Source organism: Allobrachymonas wangyanguii (assembly GCF_045055315.1).
Lineage (GTDB): Bacteria > Pseudomonadota > Gammaproteobacteria > Burkholderiales > Burkholderiaceae_C > Brachymonas > Brachymonas wangyanguii.
The window spans coordinates 1700735-1719670 of record NZ_CP173677.1 but is presented as its reverse complement, the minus strand read 5'-3'; the positions used below and the strand labels follow the sequence as shown (position 1 = coordinate 1719670).

Annotated in this window: 21 protein-coding genes and 5 tRNA genes; 16 read left to right on the top strand and 10 right to left on the bottom strand. The window is 64.0% G+C overall.

The genetic code is table 11. The annotated features are described in order from the left end of the window. The first annotated feature begins 9 nt into the window (after positions 1 to 9). Positions 10 to 636, top strand: a complete 627-nt coding sequence (plsY, locus tag ACI3EV_RS08370) for a glycerol-3-phosphate 1-O-acyltransferase PlsY (RefSeq protein ID WP_329771020.1) — start codon at positions 10 to 12, stop codon at positions 634 to 636. A gap of 73 nt (positions 637 to 709) precedes the next feature. On the opposite strand, the gene ACI3EV_RS08365 is transcribed toward plsY, so the two are convergent. Further along, positions 710 to 1195, bottom strand: coding sequence for a YajQ family cyclic di-GMP-binding protein (locus ACI3EV_RS08365; protein ID WP_329771019.1), 486 nt, complete (start codon positions 1193 to 1195; stop codon positions 710 to 712). 42 nt (positions 1196 to 1237) lie between these two features. On the opposite strand from ACI3EV_RS08365, the gene murB reads away from it, so the two are divergent. From murB to ACI3EV_RS08350, 3 genes are all read left to right on the top strand, one after another. Then, the gene (gene murB / locus ACI3EV_RS08360) at positions 1238 to 2290 is read left to right on the top strand and encodes a UDP-N-acetylmuramate dehydrogenase (protein WP_329771017.1); all 1053 of its coding nucleotides are present in this window, start codon (positions 1238 to 1240) and stop codon (positions 2288 to 2290) included. Positions 2291 to 2365: 75 nt separating this feature from the next. Beyond that, positions 2366 to 2998 carry a hypothetical protein gene (locus tag ACI3EV_RS08355; protein WP_337691874.1) on the top strand — a complete coding sequence of 211 codons (633 nt, stop codon included), beginning with the start codon at positions 2366 to 2368 and terminating at the stop codon, positions 2996 to 2998. 121 nt (positions 2999 to 3119) lie between these two features. Continuing rightward, positions 3120 to 3743 carry a DUF937 domain-containing protein gene (locus ACI3EV_RS08350; protein WP_329771015.1) on the top strand — a complete coding sequence of 208 codons (624 nt, stop codon included), beginning with the start codon at positions 3120 to 3122 and terminating at the stop codon, positions 3741 to 3743. A 97-nt stretch (positions 3744 to 3840) separates the two neighbouring features. Here the strand turns inward: ACI3EV_RS08350 and argG are convergent, their stop codons facing one another. The 3 genes from argG to cls all read right to left on the bottom strand — a co-directional run bounded on the left by argG (position 3841) and on the right by cls (position 7053). Further along, the gene (argG, locus tag ACI3EV_RS08345; protein WP_329771014.1) at positions 3841 to 5181 is read right to left on the bottom strand and encodes an argininosuccinate synthase; all 1341 of its coding nucleotides are present in this window, start codon (positions 5179 to 5181) and stop codon (positions 3841 to 3843) included. Between the two features lie 27 nt (positions 5182 to 5208). Beyond that, a complete protein-coding gene (locus tag ACI3EV_RS08340; protein WP_329771013.1) occupies positions 5209 to 5523 on the bottom strand; it encodes a pyrimidine/purine nucleoside phosphorylase in 315 nt (104 codons plus the stop codon). A 78-nt stretch (positions 5524 to 5601) separates the two neighbouring features. Next, entirely contained in the window at positions 5602 to 7053 is a 1452-nt protein-coding gene (gene cls / locus ACI3EV_RS08335; RefSeq protein ID WP_337691875.1) for a cardiolipin synthase, read from the bottom strand. Positions 7054 to 7167: 114 nt separating this feature from the next. Here cls and rnk point away from each other — a divergent pair, with 114 nt between their 5' ends. Further along, the gene (gene rnk / locus ACI3EV_RS08330; RefSeq protein WP_329771010.1) at positions 7168 to 7581 is read left to right on the top strand and encodes a nucleoside diphosphate kinase regulator; all 414 of its coding nucleotides are present in this window, start codon (positions 7168 to 7170) and stop codon (positions 7579 to 7581) included. A 17-nt stretch (positions 7582 to 7598) separates the two neighbouring features. Here the strand turns inward: rnk and ACI3EV_RS08325 are convergent, their stop codons facing one another. Further along, positions 7599 to 7973 (bottom strand): ArsC family reductase, encoded by a 375-nt coding sequence (locus ACI3EV_RS08325; protein WP_337691876.1) that lies wholly within the window; start codon positions 7971 to 7973, stop codon positions 7599 to 7601. Between the two features lie 30 nt (positions 7974 to 8003). On the opposite strand from ACI3EV_RS08325, the gene folC reads away from it, so the two are divergent. The 11 genes from folC to ACI3EV_RS08270 all read left to right on the top strand — a co-directional run bounded on the left by folC (position 8004) and on the right by ACI3EV_RS08270 (position 15930). Then, positions 8004 to 9359 carry a bifunctional tetrahydrofolate synthase/dihydrofolate synthase gene (gene folC / locus ACI3EV_RS08320; RefSeq protein ID WP_337691877.1) on the top strand — a complete coding sequence of 452 codons (1356 nt, stop codon included), beginning with the start codon at positions 8004 to 8006 and terminating at the stop codon, positions 9357 to 9359. Positions 9360 to 9380: 21 nt separating this feature from the next. Beyond that, positions 9381 to 10472, top strand: coding sequence for an SPOR domain-containing protein (locus tag ACI3EV_RS08315; protein ID WP_337691878.1), 1092 nt, complete (start codon positions 9381 to 9383; stop codon positions 10470 to 10472). A 50-nt stretch (positions 10473 to 10522) separates the two neighbouring features. Beyond that, positions 10523 to 11101, top strand: a complete 579-nt coding sequence (locus tag ACI3EV_RS08310) for a CvpA family protein (RefSeq protein ID WP_337691879.1) — start codon at positions 10523 to 10525, stop codon at positions 11099 to 11101. Positions 11102 to 11106: 5 nt separating this feature from the next. After that, positions 11107 to 12612, top strand: a complete 1506-nt coding sequence (purF, locus tag ACI3EV_RS08305; RefSeq protein ID WP_337691880.1) for an amidophosphoribosyltransferase — start codon at positions 11107 to 11109, stop codon at positions 12610 to 12612. Between the two features lie 28 nt (positions 12613 to 12640). Beyond that, the gene (locus tag ACI3EV_RS08300) at positions 12641 to 13861 is read left to right on the top strand and encodes an O-succinylhomoserine sulfhydrylase (protein WP_329771001.1); all 1221 of its coding nucleotides are present in this window, start codon (positions 12641 to 12643) and stop codon (positions 13859 to 13861) included. A gap of 40 nt (positions 13862 to 13901) precedes the next feature. Further along, complete coding sequence (gene gltX, locus ACI3EV_RS08295) at positions 13902 to 15302, top strand: glutamate--tRNA ligase (protein WP_337691881.1); 1401 nt, start codon at positions 13902 to 13904, stop codon at positions 15300 to 15302. Positions 15303 to 15367: 65 nt separating this feature from the next. Then, a tRNA-Ala gene (locus ACI3EV_RS08290) sits at positions 15368 to 15443 on the top strand. 14 nt (positions 15444 to 15457) lie between these two features. After that, positions 15458 to 15533 (top strand) — tRNA-Glu (locus tag ACI3EV_RS08285). A gap of 59 nt (positions 15534 to 15592) precedes the next feature. Then, positions 15593 to 15669, top strand: a tRNA-Asp gene (locus ACI3EV_RS08280). Positions 15670 to 15718: 49 nt separating this feature from the next. Then, positions 15719 to 15794, top strand: a tRNA-Glu gene (locus tag ACI3EV_RS08275). A 59-nt stretch (positions 15795 to 15853) separates the two neighbouring features. Beyond that, positions 15854 to 15930, top strand: a tRNA-Asp gene (locus ACI3EV_RS08270). Between the two features lie 40 nt (positions 15931 to 15970). Here the strand turns inward: ACI3EV_RS08270 and ACI3EV_RS08265 are convergent. The 5 genes from ACI3EV_RS08265 to ACI3EV_RS08245 are packed head-to-tail and all read right to left on the bottom strand — an operon-like array spanning position 15971 to position 18920. Further along, entirely contained in the window at positions 15971 to 16516 is a 546-nt protein-coding gene (locus ACI3EV_RS08265; protein ID WP_329770999.1) for a GspH/FimT family protein, read from the bottom strand. Then, positions 16513 to 16965: a prepilin-type N-terminal cleavage/methylation domain-containing protein gene (locus ACI3EV_RS08260; RefSeq protein WP_329770998.1), complete on the bottom strand. Its 453-nt coding sequence runs from the start codon at positions 16963 to 16965 to the stop codon at positions 16513 to 16515. The genes ACI3EV_RS08265 and ACI3EV_RS08260 overlap by 4 nt, the downstream gene beginning before the upstream one ends. A 28-nt stretch (positions 16966 to 16993) precedes the next feature. After that, positions 16994 to 17446: a hypothetical protein gene (locus tag ACI3EV_RS08255; protein WP_337691882.1), complete on the bottom strand. Its 453-nt coding sequence runs from the start codon at positions 17444 to 17446 to the stop codon at positions 16994 to 16996. Beyond that, on the bottom strand, positions 17443 to 18357 hold the full coding sequence (locus ACI3EV_RS08250) for a PilW family protein (protein WP_329770995.1): 915 nt from the start codon (positions 18355 to 18357) through the stop codon (positions 17443 to 17445). Before ACI3EV_RS08250 ends, ACI3EV_RS08255 begins: the two co-directional genes overlap by 4 nt. Further along, a complete protein-coding gene (locus ACI3EV_RS08245; RefSeq protein ID WP_337691883.1) occupies positions 18354 to 18920 on the bottom strand; it encodes a hypothetical protein in 567 nt (188 codons plus the stop codon). Before ACI3EV_RS08245 ends, ACI3EV_RS08250 begins: the two co-directional genes overlap by 4 nt. Between the last annotated feature and the right edge of the window lie 16 nt (positions 18921 to 18936).

Genomic DNA, 18936 nt, shown 5'->3' with positions numbered 1-18936 from the left:
GGAAGACCCATGAATCTTGCAAGCGTGCTGGCGATTGTGCTGGCCTACCTGATCGGTTCCCTGAGCTTTGCCGTACTCGTCAGCAAGGCGATGGGGCTGAATGATCCGCGCAGTTATGGCAGCGGCAACCCTGGCGCCACCAACGTGCTGCGCAGCGGCAACCGCAAGGCGGCGGCGCTGACGCTGCTGCTCGACGGCTTCAAGGGCTGGCTGCCGGTGTTCATCGTGAGCCGTTTCGGTGCGCAATGGGGCCTGGACGGCACCGACGTGGCACTGGTCGGCCTGGCGGCCTTCCTCGGCCATCTCTACCCGATCTTCTTCCGTTTCAAGGGCGGCAAGGGCGTGGCGACCGCCGCCGGCGTGATGCTGGCCTTTGAGCCGATGCTGGGGCTGGGCCTGCTGGCGATCTGGATCCTGGTGGCGCTGGTGTTCCGCTATTCTTCTCTGGCGGCACTGGTGGCGGCACTGGCCTCGCCGATGCTCTACATGGCCGGTACCAATGGCTGGTGGACGGTGCAGGGTCCGATCCTGCTGGCGATCATCGCCATGAGCCTGCTGCTGATCTGGCGCCATCGCAGCAATATCAGCAATCTGTTTGCCGGCAAGGAAGGCAAGCTGGGCAGCAAGAAGAAGTAATCGCTGTCACGACAAAAAAGCCCCGTGACGCTGCCAAGGCGTCACGGGGCTTTTTGTATGGAAGAGAGCGGAATCAGTCGCGGAAGTTGTCGAAGGACAGCGGCACGTCGGTGATGTCCTTGCGGATCAGCGCCATGGCGGCCTGCAGGTCATCGCGCTTGGCGCCGGTAACGCGTACGCTGTCGCCCTGGATCGAGGCCTGCAGCTTGAGCTTGCTTTCCTTGACCAGCTTCTGGATCTTCTTGGCCAGTTCGGTTTCGATGCCGTTACGCACCTTGACCACCTGCTTGACCTTGTCGCCGCCGATTTTCTCGACCTTGCCCATGTCCAGGAAACGGACATCGACGTTGCGCTTGGTCATCTTGTTGCGCAGGATGTCTTCGACCTGCTGCAGCTGGAACTCGGCATCGCCGAGCAGGGTGATTTCCTTGTCCTTGATCTCGATGCCGGCAGAGGTGCCCTTGAAATCGAAACGGGTGCCGATTTCCTTGGAGGTGTTCTCCACGGCGTTTTTCACTTCTACCAGATTGGGTTCGCAAACGGTGTCAAAAGAGGGCATGTGCAGTCTTTCCGAGGGATGATGATGCGACAATTATCCCCCATGACCATTCTCCGTATCGAACACAACGTTTCCCTTGATCCCTACAACACCCTGGGCATTGCCGCGCGTGCGCACAGCCTCTTGCGCGTGCGCCAGCCGTCCGACCTGCAGGCGCTGGCCGAACAGCCGCGCCAGCTGGAGCGTGGTCATCTGGTGCTGGGTGGCGGCAGCAACATGGTCATCACCGGCGACCTGCTGGCGCTGGTGATCAAGCTGGAGATCCAGGGACGCACGCTGGTGGAAGAAACCGATCGCCACTGGATCGTGCAGGCCGGCGCCGGCGAGGTCTGGCATGACTTTGTCGCCTGGACGCTGCAGCAGGGCTATCCGGGCCTGGAAAACCTGGCGCTGATTCCCGGCACCGTGGGCGCAGCGCCGGTGCAGAACATCGGCGCCTACGGCATTGAGCTGCAAGACCGATTCCACAGCCTGGATGCGATCGAGCTGGCCACCGGTCGCCAGTTCACGCTGGATGCCGCCCAGTGCCGTTTCGCCTACCGCGATTCCGTCTTCAAGCAGAAAGGCGAGGGCGGCCTGGCGGGCAAGGCGGTGATCACGCAGGTGCGCTTTGCCTTGCCCAAGCAGTGGCGCCCGGAAATCGGCTATCTGGACATCGAGCGCAAGATGGCCGAGTGGAGCATTACCGCACCGACGGCGCAGCAGGTGTTTGACATGGTGGTGGCGATCCGCCGCGCCAAGCTGCCGGATCCGGCCGAGGTGGGCAACGTCGGCAGCTTTTTCAAGAATCCGGTGGTGTCGCGCGAGCAGTGCGACGACATCATCGGTCGTGACCCGCATATCGTGCACTACCCGATGCCGGATGGCACGGTCAAGCTGGCTGCCGGCTGGCTGATCGATGCCTGCGGCTGGCGCGGCAAGAGCATGGGCAATGCTGGCGTCTACCCGAAGCAGGCGCTGGTGCTGATCAACCGTTTCCACGAAACTGGCATCCGCGCCACCGGCGGCGAGGTGATGACGCTGGCACAGGCGATCCAGACCAGCGTCTACGAGCGCTTTGGTATCCGGCTGGAACCGGAACCGGTGGTGGTCTGATACGGCTTGCCTGAGCAGCCCATGCGGACAAGAGGCGGATGTTATGGTCGGTCATCCTGACTTTCGGCATGCGCCATGCGATTCCCCCGTTTTCCTTTCCTGTCCCTGGCCGCAGCCTGCCTGCTGACCCTGGCCGCTTGCGACAAGCCGGCAGCCCAGAGCTCCGCCAGCCTGCTGCCGGCGGCTTCGGCCCAGACCCCGGCCTCAAGCGCCACGACCAGCCAGCAAATCGGCCACATGCGCCTGATCGATCCGCTGGATCGCGAAGACTATTACTGCCTGGACATCATGGGCTCGGGCGATTACGTGCGTTTTGACCTGCCGATGACTGCGCACAACTGCAAGCCCGGTCTCTATGCCGATGAGGCAGTGCGGCTGCAGGACGATGGCCGGCTGTATTTTCCGCAGTACCAGGTTTGCGCTACCGTGGCCGGCCTCAACTGCCGTGCCCTGGCTGGTGCAGCCGTGCTCGCGCGTCCCTGTGGCGAGCGTAGCCCGTTCATGGAGGCCGATGCGCTGCAGCGCTTTGTGCAGCATGCCGATGGCCGTATCGAGCTGCAGGGTTCCGGCCTGTGCCTGACGGCCGGCAAGGATTCGGACAGCACGTTCGAGCCCACGCACCGCTGGCGCAGCCTGTTTGTCGAGCACTGCAGCCAGACCGAGCCGCGCCTGTCGCAATGGGAGTTTGTGGTGCCGGTCACGCGTTGACGCAGCCAGCAGGCAGAAAGCGTGATTTGCAACGCATTCCCGGATTCTTCCGTCCTGATGCGACGTTGTCCTGACGCTCGTCGTATCATGGAATCTTTCTGTCTTTTGCAAGGAACCCGCCATGAGCAACTCCATCGTCAATGACCTGCTGCAACAACTGCAAGGCGACCGCCTGGGCCAGATCGCCGGCCAGCTGGGTGCCAGCCCGTCCCAGACCAGCGATGCCATTTCGGCAGCGATTCCGATGATCGTGGGTGCCCTGGGCCAGAATGCCCAGACGCAGCAGGGTGCTGACAGCCTGTTCAATGCGCTGCAGCGCGACCACATGGGCAGTGCGTCTGCCGGCGGTCTGGATCTGGGTGGCCTGCTCGGTTCCATGCTCGGCGGTGGCCAGCCGGCCGGTCGCCAGCTGGATGGCGGCGGCATCCTGGGCCATATCTTTGGTGGCGCCCAGCCGCGCGCCGAAGCTGGCCTGGGCCAGGTCAGCGGCATGAGCTCCGGCCAGTCCGGCCAGCTGCTCAAGATCCTGGCGCCTATCGTGATGTCCTTCCTGGCCAGCCGCGTGATGGCCGGGGGCATGAACTCCGGCAGCCTGGGTGGCATGCTGGGTCAGGAACGTGCCCAGGTGCAGCAGCAGGGTGGCCTGGGTGGCGGCCTGCTGAACGCAGTGCTGGATCAGGACGGTGATGGCCAGGTCGGTATCGGTGACCTGCTGAAGATTGGCAGCGCGTTCCTGAAGCGCTGATGATCCGCTGTCGGCAGCCATGACGCTGCCGGCATCGCCCATGAAAAACGCCTGGCAGCGCAAACTGCCAGGCGTTTTGTCTTGTACTGGAGAGCGATCAGCCCTTCTTGCCTTCCAGCTTCAGCATCGCGGCGCCTTCGCCCAGTTGCAGCAGGCCGCTGTTGGCATAGATGCCCAGCTTGCCGCGCGTGTCGACGATATCCAGGTTGCGCATGGTCAGCTGGCCGATGCGGTCGGCCGGGCTGAACGGCGCGTTCTCGACCTTCTCCATGCTCAGGCGTTCGGGCGCGTAAGTCAGGTTGGGCGATTCGGTGTTCAGGATCGAGTAGTCGTTGCCGCGGCGCAGTTCCAGCGTCACCTCGCCGGTAATGGCGCGCGCCACCCAGCGCTGGGCAGTTTCGCGCAGCATCAGGGTCTGCGGGTCGAACCAGCGGCCCTGGTACAGCAGGCGGCCCAGCTTCAGGCCGTTGATACGGTACTGCTCGATGGTGTCCTCGTTGTGGATGCCGGTCACCAGGCGCTCGTAGGCGATGTGCAGCAGCGCCATGCCGGGAGCCTCGTAGATGCCGCGGCTCTTGGCTTCGATGATGCGGTTCTCGATCTGGTCGCTCATGCCCAGGCCGTGGCGACCGCCGATGCGGTTGGCTTCCAGGAACAACTCGACCGGATCGTGGATCTCGCGGCCGTTCAGCGCCACCGGCACGCCTTCCTCGAAGCGCACGCGCACTTCTTCGGCCTGTACCTCGACTTCCGGCTTCCAGAAGGCGACACCCATGATCGGGCTGACGATGCGCACGCCACTGTTCAGCTCTTCCAGGTCCTTGGCTTCGTGCGTGGCACCCAGCATGTTGCTGTCGGTGGAGTAGGCTTTCTCTACGCTCATCTTGTAGTCGAAGCCGTTCTTGATCAGGAACTCGCTCATCTCCTTGCGGCCGCCGAGTTCGTCGATGAAGTTCTGGTCCAGCCAGGGCTTGTAGATCTTCAGAGCCGGGTTGGTCAGCAGGCCGTAGCGGTAGAAGCGCTCGATGTCATTGCCCTTGTATGTCGAGCCGTCACCCCAGATGTTGACGTCGTCTTCCTTCATCGCGGCAACCAGCATGGTGCCAGTCACGGCGCGGCCCAGCGGCGTGGTGTTGTAGTAGTAGATGCCACCGGTGCTGACGTGGAAGGCGCCGCACTGGATGGCGGCGATGCCTTCGTGGGCCAGCTGCGTGCGGCAGTCAATCAGGCGCGCCTTCTCGGCACCGTATTCGGAGGCCTTGCGCGGGATGGCTTCGTAGTCATCTTCATCGGGCTGGCCGAGGTTGGCGGTGTAGGCGTAGGGAACCGCACCCTTCTGGCGCATCCACAGCAGGGCGGCGCTGGTGTCCAGGCCACCGGAGAAGGCGATGCCGACCTTCTGGCCGACGGGAATGTTTTGCAGGATCGTATTGGACATGGTGTGTCTGGAAAATCGGAAAGGGGATCAGCCGTAGTGGCAGATGTAGTGGAAGGCCTCTTCCACGCGGATGTCGAAGGAGCTGTCGCCCGGAATGCTGAACGATTCGCCGGCGCTGCAGCGCTGCCAGCTGTCGCTGCCGGCCAGCTTGTACTCGCAGTCACCGTGCACGCATTCCATGATTTCCGGGGCGGCGGTGCCAAAGGTCAGCGTGGCCGGCAGGACCACGCCGGCCGACTTGCGCGTGCCGTCGGCCAGGGTAAAGCTGTGCGAAACGCACTTGCCGTCAAAGTACACATTGGCCTTGGCGTCCAGGGCCACATTGTTCAGGATGGTAGTCATGGGGGAATCGATCAGACAGGAGACATGGCACCTGATGGCGCCAAAGCCTGAATGTTACCGCTTTTGTACAGCGGACGGCTAGAGCAGCGGGGAAAGCAGACGGGCGAAGGCGGTCAGCATGCGTTCGTGCCACTGCGAACGCTGGTCCATGATCTCCTGCGTGACATAGCGCGCACGGGTGCGGTCATCGGCAAAATCTTCTGCCAGGATGGCGTTCATCTCCTCGCCATACAGCACCACGCCATTCTCGAAGTTGAGCAGGAAACTGCGGTTGTCAAAGTTGGCGGTGCCGATCATGCTGTATTCGTCGTCCACGACCAGCGTCTTGGCGTGCAGCATGCCCTTGCCCTGGTATTCGAAGATCTTCACGCCGACAGTGCGCAGTGCGCCGAAGTACGAGCGTGCCGCCCAGGTGACCAGAAAGGAATCGCTGCGCATCGGCACCATGATCTGCACATCGACACCGCGCAGCGCGGCATTGATCAGGGCATAGAAGGCCGGTTCGGTCGGCACGAAGTAGGGTGTGGTCAGCAGGATGCGCACCTTGGCCATGTTGATGGCGTGCAGCATGCTGCGGTGGATCGCCTCGCGCCCGCTGTCCGGGCCGGAGGCCAGCACCTGCACCGCATGCTCGCCGGGCTCCTGCGGCGGGAACACATTGACCTCGAACTGGTGCCGGCCGCTGGCATAGACCCAGTCCTGCATGAAGGTGTACTGCAGCCAGCGCACCGCAGCGCCTTCCAGGCGCAAGTGCGTGTCGCGATAGGCGCTGTCGGGATTCTGCTTCTCGCAGCCGTCATCGGTGACGTTGATGCCGCCGGTAAAACCGATATGGCCGTCGACGACCAGGATCTTGCGGTGCGTACGCAGGTTGACAAAGGGCAGCATGCGATGCAGCCGCGCCGGGTGGAAGACCGCCAGCTCGCCGCCGGCGTCGCGGAAGGCCTGCAGCAGGGCGCGGCCACGCCGGCCCAGCAGGCGTGCGGAACCGAGGCCATCTACCAGCAAGCGCACACGCACGCCTTCGCGCGCCTTGGTCGTGAGGGCGTCCAGCAGTGCGCTGCCGGTGGCGTCGGGATCGAAAATATAGTATTCGAGATGGATGTGCAGCCTGGCCTCGGCCACAGCCTGCAGGATGGCGCTGAAGGTGGCGTCGCCATTGCGCAGGCGCTCGGTGCGCGAGCAGCTCGATACCGGAATGCCGCAGGCGGCCTCGATCAGGCGCTGGTGCTGGCGCTCGGTGACAGACGGGCTGAATTCGCCCTCCAGCAGCTTGTCCATGTCGTTTTCGGAAGCCAGCAGGATGCGGCTGCGCGTGCGGCGCAGCGTCTGCCGGTTCACGCGCGTGGGACCGAACAGGTGATACACCAGGATGCCGACGGGCGGCACCAGCCCGAGAATCATGATCCAGGCCAGCGTCGCCACCGGGGCGCGCTGCTGCCAGATGATGCGCAAGGCCAGGTAGATACCGGTGACCAGCCAGAGCGATGCCAGCAGGCTTTTCCAGTGCAACAGCAGGTAGTCGATCATGGTCGGGCAGGGTGGCGGGCAAAGTCGCACTGATTCGCTGCGACTTGGTGGGGGTGAGGGCTATTGGCTATCATAGCCGTCTTGTTCCGTTTCCCCTGTCGTCTTTCTGTCCCCATGAGCACCTCCAATTCTCCCATCACGATCTCCAGCCTTGACTACGAGCGTATTGAAACGCTTCTGGAGTCGGATGCCGCCCAGAATGTGCCTGGCATCGAGGCGCTGGAGTCGGAGCTGCTGCGTGCCAACGTGGTGGAACCGAGCGAGGTGCCGCCGGGCCTGGTGACGATGAACACCACCGTCAAGTTCGAGGATCTGGGGACCGGTCAGCACCGCTCGCTGACGCTGGTCTATCCGCACAATGCGACCGCGCCTGACAGCATCTCGGTGCTGACGCCGGTTGGCAGCGCGCTGCTCGGCCTGAGCGTGGGTGAAACTATTGCCTGGCAGGTGCCGGGCGGCCGCAAGCTGGAACTGCGTATCCTGGAGGTGGTGTCGCAGCCGGAAGCACAGGGCGAATTCCACCGCTGATTCGCCTCTGAACGGCTTCAGGCTGCCGGCCAGGCTTCTGGCGTGAAGCCGACCGTGATGCGGCCGTTGCCCCAGTCGATCACCGGGCGCTTGATCACGCTGGACTGCTCCAGCATCAGCGCCTGGGCGCTGGCGGCATCCTGCACCGCCTCCTGCTGCGCCGGATCCAGCTTGCGCCAGGTCGTGCCCTTGCGGTTGACCAGTGTTTCCCAGCCGACCGCATCGACCCAGCGCTGCAGCGCATCAGCCGGTACGCCCTGTTTCTTGAAGTCGTGGAAGGTGTAGGGCAGCCCCTGCTCGTCCAGCCAGACACGGCCTTTCTTGACCGAGGTGCAGTTGGGAATGCCGTACAGCATGATGGAAGTGGGTGTTTTGCTCGTCATGCCGTCCATTATGGTGCGCAGTCTGGGAAAATGGCGCCCATGCAAACCTATGACACCCTGGACCAGTGGCTGAGCCACTGCGAGAACCTGCATTCCACCACCATCGACCTGGGGCTGGAGCGGCTGCGCAGCGTGGCCGAACGTCTGCACGACGGCGCCGGCCTGCGCTTTGACTGCCCGGTGTTTACCGTGGCGGGCACCAACGGCAAGGGCTCGACCTGCGCCATGCTCGAATCCATGCTGCGCCATGGCGGCTACCGCACCGGCCTGTTCACCTCGCCGCACCTGGTGCATTTCACCGAGCGCTGCAAGATCGACAACCAGCAGCTGGACGAAGCCGCGCTGGTGCGCCACTTCGAGGCGGTGGAAAAAGCACGTGGCGATACTAGCCTGACGTATTTCGAATTCACCATGCTGGCGATCCTGGATGCGCTGGCGCAGGCCAAGCTGGACGTGGTGATCCTGGAAGTCGGCATGGGTGGCCGGCTGGACGCCGTCAACCTGGTCGATACCGATTGCGCCATCATCACCAGCATTGACGTCGATCACACCGAATTCCTCGGTGACAACCGCGAGGCCATCGGTTACGAGAAGGCCGGCATCATGCGCGCCGGCAAGCCGGCCATCGTCAGCGATCCGGTGCCGCCGCAAAGCATCATCGACCATGCCGCGGCGATTGGCGCCGATCTTTGGCTGGTGGGCCGCGATTTCACCACCGGTGGCGACCAGCAGCAGTGGAACTGGCAAGGCCGTGAGCGCCGTTACCGGGCGCTGGCCTATCCGGCGCTGCGCGGCGCCAACCAGATGCTGAACGCCGCCGGCGTGCTGGCAGCGCTGACGGCCCTGCGCGACCGCCTGCCGCTGCCGGCGCAGGCGATCCGTCTGGGCCTGGCGCAGGTGGAGTTGCCGGGCCGTTTCCAGATGGTGCCGGGTCAGCCGGCGCTGGTGCTGGACGTGGCGCACAACCCGCATGCCGTGGCGGCACTGGTGGCCAACCTGGATGCCATGCCGTATTACCCGGTCACGCACATGGTGTTTGGCGCCATGGCCGACAAGGACATCGGCGACATGCTGCAGCGCCTGCACCCGGTGGTAGATAAATGGTACTTTTGCGACCTGCCGACGCCGCGTGCCGCCAGCAACGCAGACCTGCTGCAGCAATGGCAGCAGTACTGTGCCGGCCAGCCGCGCATCGTGCCGTCCGAAGCCAGCCAGCACGCCTCGCCGCGTGCGGCACTGCAGGCAGCCATTGCAGCCGCGGACCCGGCTGATAGAATCGTGGTTTCAGGATCGTTCTTTACGGTAGGTGATGTGCTGAGCGAGCCGCTGCCCAAATTGTCTGCCCCGCACATGCCGGGTTCGCCGGACTCCGGGAATCCTCCGCCTGCCGCCTGATCCCTCACTACAGATTGATGCATGGCCTTCTTCAATTTCCGTCGCAACACCTCCACGCCCGATTCCGGCAAGCCTGAAGCCAGCCCTGACAAGGGGTGCGCTGGCAAGAACAGCGTGTCGCCTGCCACCGAGGAGCTGAGTCGCCGCGCGCGCCAGCGCCTGATTGGCGCGACCGTGCTGGTGGTGGCGGCCGTGATCGTCTTCCCGCTGGTCTTCAGCGCACCGCCGCGCAGCGTGCCGGCCGACATGGCGATCGATATTGCCGGTAGCAGCTCGGCCAGTGTTGCCGTCGAGAACAGCCTCTCGGCCGATGAAGAGGTGATCGTCGCCGAGCCTGCCGCCAGCGTGGCGCTGGCCCAGCTGGCTGCCAGCCAGACCCCTGATGAAGCCACCTTGCGCCTGGCCGAAGAAGAAGCGGCCCGCGCCCGTGCCGCTGACGAGGAAGCCGCACGCAAGCGCATCGAGCAGGAACGTGAAGCGCAGGCCCGGGCCGAGCGCGAACGCGCCGACAAGGCTGCACGCGACCAGGCTGCTGCAGAAAAAGCGGCGGCCGACAAGGCCGCGCGTGACAAGGCTGCCGAAGAAAAGGCTGCCCGTGACAAGGCCGCGCGCGACAAGGCCGCTGCCGAGAAGGAAGCCGCAGAAAAAGCCGCTGCCGACAAGGCTGCACGCGAAAAGGCGGCCCGTGACAAGGCCGCAGCCGACAAGGCAGCCGCAGAAAAGGCCGCACGCGACAAGGCGGCTGCCGAAAAAGCAGCCCGTGACAAGGCTGCAGCAGAGAAAGCCGCAGCCGACAAGGCCGCGCGCGAGAAGGCTGCCGCAGACAAGGCGGCTGCCGAGAAAGCCGCTGCCGCCAACCGCCCGGGTGCCGATTTCCCGGCGACCGGACGCTTCGTGGTGCAGGTGGGTGCCTTTGTCGAGGATGGCAAGGTCGCCGCGGTGCGTCGCCAGCTGTCGGCTGCCGGCCTCAATAACTACACCCAGGTCGTCAAGATCAACGGCAAGGACGTTACCCGCGTGCGCATGGGACCGTTCAGCACGCGCAAGGAAATGGATCGCGTCGCCGACAAGGTGCGTTCGCTCGGCCTGCCGGTCTCGGTCTACAGCTACTGATGGCCGCTTTCCGGACGACCGTGTTGCATATCTGATCCGAAGGCGTGGGCATGGAGGCGATTTTTCAGCAGTGGAGCACACTGGACACTTTCTGTCTGGTAGTGTTGCTGCTGTCCATGCTGCTGGGCTGGTCGCGCGGCATGGTGCGCGAGCTCGGTTCGCTGCTGTCCTGGCTGGCAGCCTTCCTGATCGCGCGCTGGGCTGCGCCGCTGGTGATTCCGTACCTGCCGTCTTCCTGGCCCTGGATGGCTGATCCGCAATTCGCCCGCTGGACGGCGATGCTGCTGGTGTTCGTGCTGGCGATCCTGCTGATCGGCCTGTTCACCAGCGGTTCGCGCAACCTGCTGCGTGGCATTGGTCTGGGTGGCGTGGACCAGTTGCTGGGCGCCGGCTTTGGCGTGGCACGTGCGCTGGTGCTGCTGTGGGTCATGACAGCCGTGGCCTGGATGACCCCGATGCACCAGACGCACTGGTGGAAAAATTCTGTTTCGGCCGGCATGCTGACCGAAACCCTGCAATCGCTGGCTCCCTGGCTGCCGCCCTCCATGCGGCCCTGGTTGCCGGCAGGGCAGGGGCCTGGGCTATCCGCCCAGGTCCGGCCTGGACTTTCCCTCACCTTGAAAGGGTAGAAAACATGTGTGGAATCGTTGGAATGGTCAACCAGTCGGCGGTCAACCAGCTGATCTATGATGCCTTGCTGCTGTTGCAGCACCGCGGTCAGGATGCGGCTGGCATCGCCACGCAAATGGATCGCAAGTTCTTCATGTACAAGGCCAAGGGCATGGTGCGTGACGTGTTCCGCACCCGCAACATGCGTGCGCTGCCCGGCAACTGCGGTCTGGGTCATGTGCGCTACCCCACGGCGGGCAATGCCAACAGCGAGGAAGAGGCCCAGCCGTTCTACGTCAACGCGCCGTTCGGCATCGTGCTGGTGCACAACGGCAACCTGACCAATGCCCGTGCCCTGCGCGCTGAACTGTTCGAGACTGACCACCGCCATATCAACACCGAGAGCGATACCGAGGTGCTGCTCAACGTGCTGGCGCACGAGATGCAGCGTGCCGGCAACGACGACACGCTGACCGTGCCCGATATCTTCGAGGCGGTGCGCCAGGTGCACCGCCGTGTGCGCGGCTCCTACGCCGTGATCGCCATGATTGCCGGCGTCGGCATCTTGGCCTTCCGCGACCCGAATGGCATCCGCCCGCTGTGCATCAGCAAGCCGCAGGATGGCATGGCGGCGGTGGCCAGCGAATCAGTGGCGCTGGAAGGCGTTGGCCTGACGCTGGACCGCGACCTGCATCCGGGCGAAGCTGCCTTCATCGACCTGCAGGGCAATGTGCAGTTCCAGCAGTGTGCCGACAACCCGAAACTCAACCCCTGCCTGTTCGAGTACGTCTATCTGGCACGTCCCGATTCCGATCTCGACCATGTCTCGGTCTACCACGCGCGTCTGAAAATGGGCGAGGCACTGGCCAAGCGTGTGATCTCCATGGTGCCGCCGGACGAGATCGATGCCGTGATCCCGATTCCCGAATCCAGCCGTCCGAGCGCCATGCAGTTGGCCCATGTGCTGGGCCTGCCGTACCGCGAAGGCTTCGTCAAGAACCGCTATGTCGGCCGCACCTTCATCATGCCGGGCCAGGCCGTGCGCAAGAAATCGGTGCGCCAGAAGCTCAATGTGGTCAACAGCGAGTTCAAGGGCCGCAACGTGCTGCTGGTGGACGATTCCATCGTGCGCGGTACCACCTCCAAGGAAATCATCCAGATGGCGCGCGATGCCGGTGCGCGCAAGGTCTACCTGGCCAGCGCCGCACCGCCGGTGCGCTACCCCAACGTCTACGGTATCGACATGCCGACGCAGCAGGAACTGGTCGCGCACAACCGCACGATCGAGGAAGTGCGTGAAATCATCGGCTGTGATGCCCTGATCTACCAGGACCTGGACCAGCTCAAGACCGCGATCTGCGAACTGAACCCGGCCATGAACGGCCTTGATGCCTCCTGCTTTGACGGTGTTTACGTCACCGGCGATATCTGTAGCGAAGATATCCAGCGCATGCAGGACGAGCGCCCCAAGCAGACCGAAGACAGCGATGACACCTCGCGCCTGACGCTGCCGAATGCCGAGCTGAACTGATCCTGCCTTTCCCGATTCCACAAGCACCATGACCGATTCCACACCGCATGCCGGCTGGCACCGCGAAACCCTGGCCGTACGCCAGGCGGTACCGCGCAGCCAGTACGGCGAACATTCCGAAGCGCTGTACCTGACCAGCAGCTTCGTCCAGCCCGATTCCGAAACCTCGGCGCACAACTTCGCCTGCCCGGAAGACGGCTATACCTATACTCGTACCGGCAACCCCACGGTCACCAGTTTCGAGCAGCGCCTGGCCGCGCTTGAAGGCGCCGAAGCCGCCATCGCCACGTCCAGCGGCATGTCGGCGATCCTGTTGATGGCGATGGGCCTGCTCAAGAGCGGCGACCATGTGATCTGCTCGCAGTCCATGTTCGGCTCCACCATCAGGCTGATGGGCAGCGACATGGCGCGCTTTGGCGTGGAAACCACCTTCGTGCCGCAGACCGATGCAGCTGCCTGGAAAGCCGCCATTCGTCCGAATACGCGCCTGCTGTTTGCCGAAACCCCGACCAACCCGCTGTGCGATCTGTGCGATATCGCTGCCCTGGCCGCAATGGCGCACGAAGCCGGCGCGTTGCTGGCGGTGGACAACTGCTTTGCCACGCCAGTGGTGCAGCGTCCGCTGGAGCTGGGTGCGGATCTGGTGATCCATTCCGGCACCAAGTTCCTCGATGGCCAGGGCCGTGTCATGGCCGGTGCCATCTGCGGCAGCAAGGAGTTGGTCAACAACACCTTTGCGCCGCTGGTGCGCGCGGCCGGCATGGTACTGTCGCCGTTCAACGCCTGGGTGGTGCTCAAGGGCATCGAGACGTTGCACCTGCGCGTACGCGCCCAGTGCGAGCAGGCATTGCAGCTGGCGCGCTGGCTGGAACAGCAGCCGCAGGTCGAGCATGTCTATTACCCCGGTCTGGCTTCGCACCCGCAGCATGCGCTGGCGATGCAACAGCAGAACGGTCTGGGCGGCAGCGTGCTGTCCTTTACCGTGCGTGCCAGCACGCCGGAACAGGGCCGCCAGCGCGCTTTCCATGTGATCGACAGCACGCGCCTGTGCAGCATCACCGCCAACCTTGGCGACGTGAAGACCACCATCACCCATCCGGCCAGCACTTCGCACGGTCGCCTGAGCGAGGAGCAGCGCCAGTCGGCCGGAGTGGTGCAAGGCCTGATCCGCATCGCCTGTGGCCTGGAACACCTGGAAGATCTCCAGGCCGATATCGCCCGCGGCCTCCACAGCCTGCCGCAGGATTGAACCCACAGGCCGGCAGTTGCCGGCCTTTTTGCAGATGACCATGACTACACCTGTACGTACCCGTTTCGCCCCGTCGCCCACCGGTTTCATCCACCTGGGCAATATCCGCTCTGCGCTCTATCCGTGGGCGTTTGCCCGCGCCCAGCAGGGCGACTTCATCCTGCGTATCGAGGATACCGACCTGGAGCGTTCCACCCAGGCCGCGGTTGACGTGATCCTGGAAGGCATGGAATGGCTGGGCCTGACGCCCGACGAAGGTCCGTTCTACCAGATGCAGCGCATCGATCGCTACAAGGAAGTGCTGGCGCAACTGGAGGCTTCCGGCCATGTCTATCCCTGCTACATGAGCATGGAAGAGCTGGATGCGCTGCGCGAGCGCCAGATGGCGAACAAGGAAAAGCCGCGCTACGACGGCACCTGGCGTCCGGAACCGGGCAAGACCTTGCCGCCGGTACCCGAGGGTGTGCAGCCGGTGCTGCGTTTCCGCACGCCGAAAGAGGGCGTGGTGGGCTGGGACGACAAGTGCAAGGGCCGCATCGAATTCCAGAACGCCGAACTGGACGACCTGGTGATCGCGCGCCCGGACGGCACGCCGACCTACAACTTCTGCGTCTGCGTGGACGATATCGACATGCGCATCACGCACGTGATCCGTGGCGACGACCACGTGAACAACACGCCGCGCCAGATCCACATCTTCGAGGCCCTCGACGCCCAGGTGCCGGTATTTGCCCACCTGCCCACGGTGCTGAACGAGCAGGGCGAGAAGATGAGCAAGCGCAACGGCGCCAAGGCCGTGACGCAGTATCGCGACGAAGGCTATCTGCCCGATGCCATGGTGAACTACCTGGCGCGCCTGGGCTGGAGCCATGGCGATGACGAGATTTTCAGCCGCGAGCAATTCCTGGCGTGGTTCGACCTGGACCACCTGGGCCGCAGTGCCGGCCAGTTTGACGAGGCCAAGCTGCGCTGGGTCAATGCCCAGCACCTGAAGGCGATGGCCGACGAGGAGCTGGCCACGCGCGTGCGTCCGTTCCTGCTGCAGCGTGGCATCACCGCCGAGGCGATCGACGATGGCCGCCTGCCGGACATGTGCGGCCTGTTCAAGGACCGCTGCGATACGCTGGTGGTGCTGGCCGACTGGATTGCGCGCTTCCACCTGCCGGTGCAGATCAGCGAAGAGGATCGCGCCAAGTTCCTGACACCGGCCATTGCCCCGGCCATCCAGTCGCTGGCAGGCAAGCTGGCGGCGTGTGAATGGACGCAGCCGGCAATTTCTTCTGCCATCAAGGAAGTTTTGGCCGAAAATGGGCTTAAAATGCCGGGCTTGGCCATGCCGGTACGGGTTCTCGTACTGGGAACGCCACAGACGCCTTCGCTGGATGCTGTACTTTCATTACAACGCCGCGAAAAAATTTTGGAGAGCTTGCAAAAACTCTAAAAAATGGCGTATACTTCAAGTCTTCGCAGCAAACGAACTTCGTTGCAGCGAAGACAAGAAAATTTGGGGGTATAGCTCAGCTGGGAGAGCGCTTGCATGGCATGCAAGAGGTCATCGGTTCGATCCCGTTTACCTCCACCAAGTTTCTAGGTTTTGACCCTATCGTCTAGAGGCCTAGGACACTACCCTTTCACGGTAGGTACCGGGGTTCGAATCCCCGTAGGGTCGCCAAACATGTTGCTGGCAACAGCAGCACTGGCAAGCAGAGTGGCAACACTTTGCTGCTACCAGGAGTGGTAGTTCAGTTGGTTAGAATACCGGCCTGTCACGCCGGGGGTCGCGGGTTCGAGTCCCGTCCACTCCGCCAATATACAAGCCTTGCATCCGTGCAAGGCTTTTTAGTCCAAGAAGGTCATGACCCTATCGTCTAGAGGCCTAGGACACTACCCTTTCACGGTAGGTACCGGGGTTCGAATCCCCGTAGGGTCGCCAAACACGTTGCTGGCAACAGCAGCACTGGCAAGCAGGGTGGCAACATTCTGCTGCTACCAGGAGTGGTAGTTCAGTTGGTTAGAATACCGGCCTGTCACGCCGGGGGTCGCGGGTTCGAGTCCCGTCCACTCCGCCAACACATGTACGCCGTACCGGTTTTCCGGTACGGCGTTTTTTTATGTGCAACCGGGATTGACTGCTTCGCACAGGCGCATGCGGCCGGTCTGGTCAAAGATCAGCCGCTGCAGCTGGCTGCCATGGCGCAGTTCCAGCTGGCCATTGGCCAGCGATCCGGATCGGGTTCTGGGAAAGCCGCGCGGGTTGAACAGCAGATAGCCGGCGGCCAGGGTGTTGGCATTGCCATTCGCATCGCCCGGGGCCTGTAGCTGCAGGCCCGCAGGCAAGGGCGGCTGCAGCTGCAGCAGGGTATCGCTACCGCTGTCAAAACGGCCATTGCCATCCAGATCCCGAAACAGTAGCCAGCCTTGCTGCCATGCCCTCGCATCCAGGGCTTCCAGTCCCACGCTGTCACCGCTTGCCATGGCGTGTGCGCGTGCCTGTCGCGCGGCGGCCAGCAGGCTGGAGCCTGCCACTTGCAGGTCGGCGCGCTGGCGCAGTTGCCGGTAGCCGCTGCTGCTGATCAGCAGCAGGCCTGCCAGCAGACCCAGCACCAGCAGCAGCTCGATCAACGTAAAGCCGCGTGGAGAAAGATGTTTTTTCATGGCCAGCAGCGCAGCTGTGGTTCCGCCTGGCAGCGACGTTGGCCCAGGCTGTCGAGTGACAGTTCGCGCCAGTGGGTGCTTGTATTGGGCTGGGCAAATACCTCGACACAATCGGGTGCTGCTGGCGTAGTGCTGATGCCCGTGGTGGCCTGGCAGCGGCGTGCGCCCAAGACGATGCCTGCCGGCGTCACCATGCCATCCAGCAGCACATGGGCGGTACCGGGCGCAAAGCGGGCGAAATCAGGCTGGCTGTTGCGCCAGTTGGTTTCGCGCAGCAACAGCTCGGCCAGGGTGAGTCGTACGCTGCCCAGCTGGCCTTGCAGCAGATAGCGCTGGTAGGCTGGATAAGCCCAGCTCGCCAGGGTGGCAATCAAGGCCAGCGCGATCAGCAGCTCCAGCAGGGTGAAGCCCGAAGCGTGGGCGCGTGCGGGATGAAATCGGGCAGTCATGAGTGCGTGGATGGGTAGGGCCGCTGGGTCAGCGCCAGGCCTGCGGCAAGGCGGTCCAGGGCAGGGATTGCAGCCGGAGTAGTCGGGTATCTGCGGTAGAAGTCGGGCTTGCCGGCAGGGCGATGCGGACTTCGCCTTGCAGCAGGACGCCACCCTGTGTGGGCAGATAGCTGGCGGCTAGCAGGCGGTAGCGTTGTTGTGTGGCGTCGGCCTGCAGCAGCTGCCACTGGTAGCGCGGTGGGCGCGGGCTGCCGGGAAAGTCCAGGCTGGATTCCTGCTGCGCCAAGGTGGCTGTCAGACTGGCTTGCGCCGCATCCATGGCGGCCAGCGCCGCCTGTTCGGCCTGCAATTGCGCCCGCTCGCGTTGCAATACCTGCTGCTCCAGCAGCAAGGGTGCCACGCCGGTGCTGGCCAGTGCGGACAGGACCAGCAACAAGGCCAGCACCACGATCAGGGAAAAACCGTGCGCTGGCCGTGTCATGTGCCGAGCCGGAATTGCAGCTGCAGCAGCCGGCGCTGCCGATGGTCTGCCGGCAAGCTGAGGCTGGCGCCGTTGTCCGCAGGGTGTTGCGCAGCGTGTGCCTGGCCGAGCGGATAAAGCGTTTGCGGTAGGGAGGCTTGCGACGGCTGGCTGGCGCTGCGCAGCACCAGACCAAGGCGGATGGCACGGACCTGCAGCCACTGTGCTTCGGTCGCAGCGCGGTTGCCGGCTACATCCAGTTCGCTGGCAGTCCGCCATTGCGTGATCTGCGCTGGATGGGTGGCATCGGCCAGGCCATAGAGCAGCTGCAGGCTTTCCACGCCGGGAATCAGGCCGGTCGAGGTGAAGACGCCATTGGCCGAGAGATAGGCGCAGGACAGCTGCGGCTCGCCGGTGACGCTGTGCCGGTTCACATGCAGAAAGGCGTAGGCCGCGCCGCTGCTGGCCCCCAGCGGCTGACCGATGCAGTTCAGCACGCCGCCATCACTGCCGGGACCGGAGGGGCCATCAGCGCCGTGGTAGCGCAGCGCCAGGATATCGCTGCCATTGCGGCAGGCGCTGTCCGTGCTGCTGCCACAGGCGGCCGGACGATTGCCGTTGCGGATGCTGTTGATATCGCTGAAGCGCCGCACCGTGCCGGGGTTGCGGTAGACCGCGTCGTCCCAGCCGTAGACGATCGGCAGGCCGTCATCCAAGGGGGCACGGGCATTGAGCTGGCGAAACAGGCGCGGCAGCCAGTCGCGCGCCAGGCGCAGCTGGTCCTGCAGCTGCTGTTGCTGGTCCAGGCTGGCGAGTGCCTGTCGACCCAGACGCAGGCCTTGCCAGGCGGCGGCCGTGACCAGCAGGCCGAGCGTGAGCGCCAGTAGCAGCTCGATCAGGGTCATGCCGTGTGGTGGGTGCAGGCGTGTCATGGCGTGTTGCGTGGCAGCGCCACTGGCAGCATCAACTCGGGTGCCTGCATCGATCCCCTGGACGGTGTGTCTTGCCAGCCAAGCTGGATCAGCAGCACGCTGGCAGCGTTGCTGGCCGGGCAGGCCCAGTCTGTCGGCATGGGCGTAGCGGCCGTGATCGGACAGAGTTGCAGCCGTAGCTGCGGTAGCAGGCTGGTCGCCTGTTGCTGCCAGACTGACAGCGCATGGCGCAGTTGCTGTTGGGGATCGGCGCAGGGGGCATCGCTGCAGCTGTCGGGAGCAAACGGATCTGTCGCCTGCCAGTGAAAGGGCGTGGCCGCCTGCGCCAGGGGCTGGCCCTGAGCACGCAACAGCACGGCCAGCTGCTCTGCCAGCGCCATCGCATCCTGTTGCTGGCGCAGGTGCAGGGCTGCCTGTTGCAGGCGCGCTTGCATCGCCAGGGTTCCCATCAGCGTGCCGGCAAGCAGCAGCATCCCGACCAGCACCTCGACCAGACCGATGCCACGGCTGGGAGGCCGGAGCAGGGTGGTGGTGCGGGGAGAGCGGGATATGGGCAGTGGCATGCCCCTATTTTAATAT

What these genes read in the sequence shown, in the direction of transcription:
- plsY (WP_329771020.1), top strand. Translation starts at nt 10, where the DNA reads ATGAATCTTGCAAGCGTGCTGGCGATTGTGCTGGCCTACCTGATCGGT.
- ACI3EV_RS08365 (WP_329771019.1), bottom strand. Translation starts at nt 1,195, where the DNA reads ATGCCCTCTTTTGACACCGTTTGCGAACCCAATCTGGTAGAAGTGAAA.
- murB (WP_329771017.1), top strand. Translation starts at nt 1,238, where the DNA reads ATGACCATTCTCCGTATCGAACACAACGTTTCCCTTGATCCCTACAAC.
- ACI3EV_RS08355 (WP_337691874.1), top strand. Translation starts at nt 2,366, where the DNA reads ATGCGATTCCCCCGTTTTCCTTTCCTGTCCCTGGCCGCAGCCTGCCTG.
- ACI3EV_RS08350 (WP_329771015.1), top strand. Translation starts at nt 3,120, where the DNA reads ATGAGCAACTCCATCGTCAATGACCTGCTGCAACAACTGCAAGGCGAC.
- argG (WP_329771014.1), bottom strand. Translation starts at nt 5,181, where the DNA reads ATGTCCAATACGATCCTGCAAAACATTCCCGTCGGCCAGAAGGTCGGC.
- ACI3EV_RS08340 (WP_329771013.1), bottom strand. Translation starts at nt 5,523, where the DNA reads ATGACTACCATCCTGAACAATGTGGCCCTGGACGCCAAGGCCAATGTG.
- cls (WP_337691875.1), bottom strand. Translation starts at nt 7,053, where the DNA reads ATGATCGACTACCTGCTGTTGCACTGGAAAAGCCTGCTGGCATCGCTC.
- rnk (WP_329771010.1), top strand. Translation starts at nt 7,168, where the DNA reads ATGAGCACCTCCAATTCTCCCATCACGATCTCCAGCCTTGACTACGAG.
- ACI3EV_RS08325 (WP_337691876.1), bottom strand. Translation starts at nt 7,973, where the DNA reads ATGGACGGCATGACGAGCAAAACACCCACTTCCATCATGCTGTACGGC.
- folC (WP_337691877.1), top strand. Translation starts at nt 8,004, where the DNA reads ATGCAAACCTATGACACCCTGGACCAGTGGCTGAGCCACTGCGAGAAC.
- ACI3EV_RS08315 (WP_337691878.1), top strand. Translation starts at nt 9,381, where the DNA reads ATGGCCTTCTTCAATTTCCGTCGCAACACCTCCACGCCCGATTCCGGC.
- ACI3EV_RS08310 (WP_337691879.1), top strand. Translation starts at nt 10,523, where the DNA reads ATGGAGGCGATTTTTCAGCAGTGGAGCACACTGGACACTTTCTGTCTG.
- purF (WP_337691880.1), top strand. Translation starts at nt 11,107, where the DNA reads ATGTGTGGAATCGTTGGAATGGTCAACCAGTCGGCGGTCAACCAGCTG.
- ACI3EV_RS08300 (WP_329771001.1), top strand. Translation starts at nt 12,641, where the DNA reads ATGACCGATTCCACACCGCATGCCGGCTGGCACCGCGAAACCCTGGCC.
- gltX (WP_337691881.1), top strand. Translation starts at nt 13,902, where the DNA reads ATGACTACACCTGTACGTACCCGTTTCGCCCCGTCGCCCACCGGTTTC.
- ACI3EV_RS08265 (WP_329770999.1), bottom strand. Translation starts at nt 16,516, where the DNA reads ATGAAAAAACATCTTTCTCCACGCGGCTTTACGTTGATCGAGCTGCTG.
- ACI3EV_RS08260 (WP_329770998.1), bottom strand. Translation starts at nt 16,965, where the DNA reads ATGACTGCCCGATTTCATCCCGCACGCGCCCACGCTTCGGGCTTCACC.
- ACI3EV_RS08255 (WP_337691882.1), bottom strand. Translation starts at nt 17,446, where the DNA reads ATGACACGGCCAGCGCACGGTTTTTCCCTGATCGTGGTGCTGGCCTTG.
- ACI3EV_RS08250 (WP_329770995.1), bottom strand. Translation starts at nt 18,357, where the DNA reads ATGACACGCCTGCACCCACCACACGGCATGACCCTGATCGAGCTGCTA.
- ACI3EV_RS08245 (WP_337691883.1), bottom strand. Translation starts at nt 18,920, where the DNA reads ATGCCACTGCCCATATCCCGCTCTCCCCGCACCACCACCCTGCTCCGG.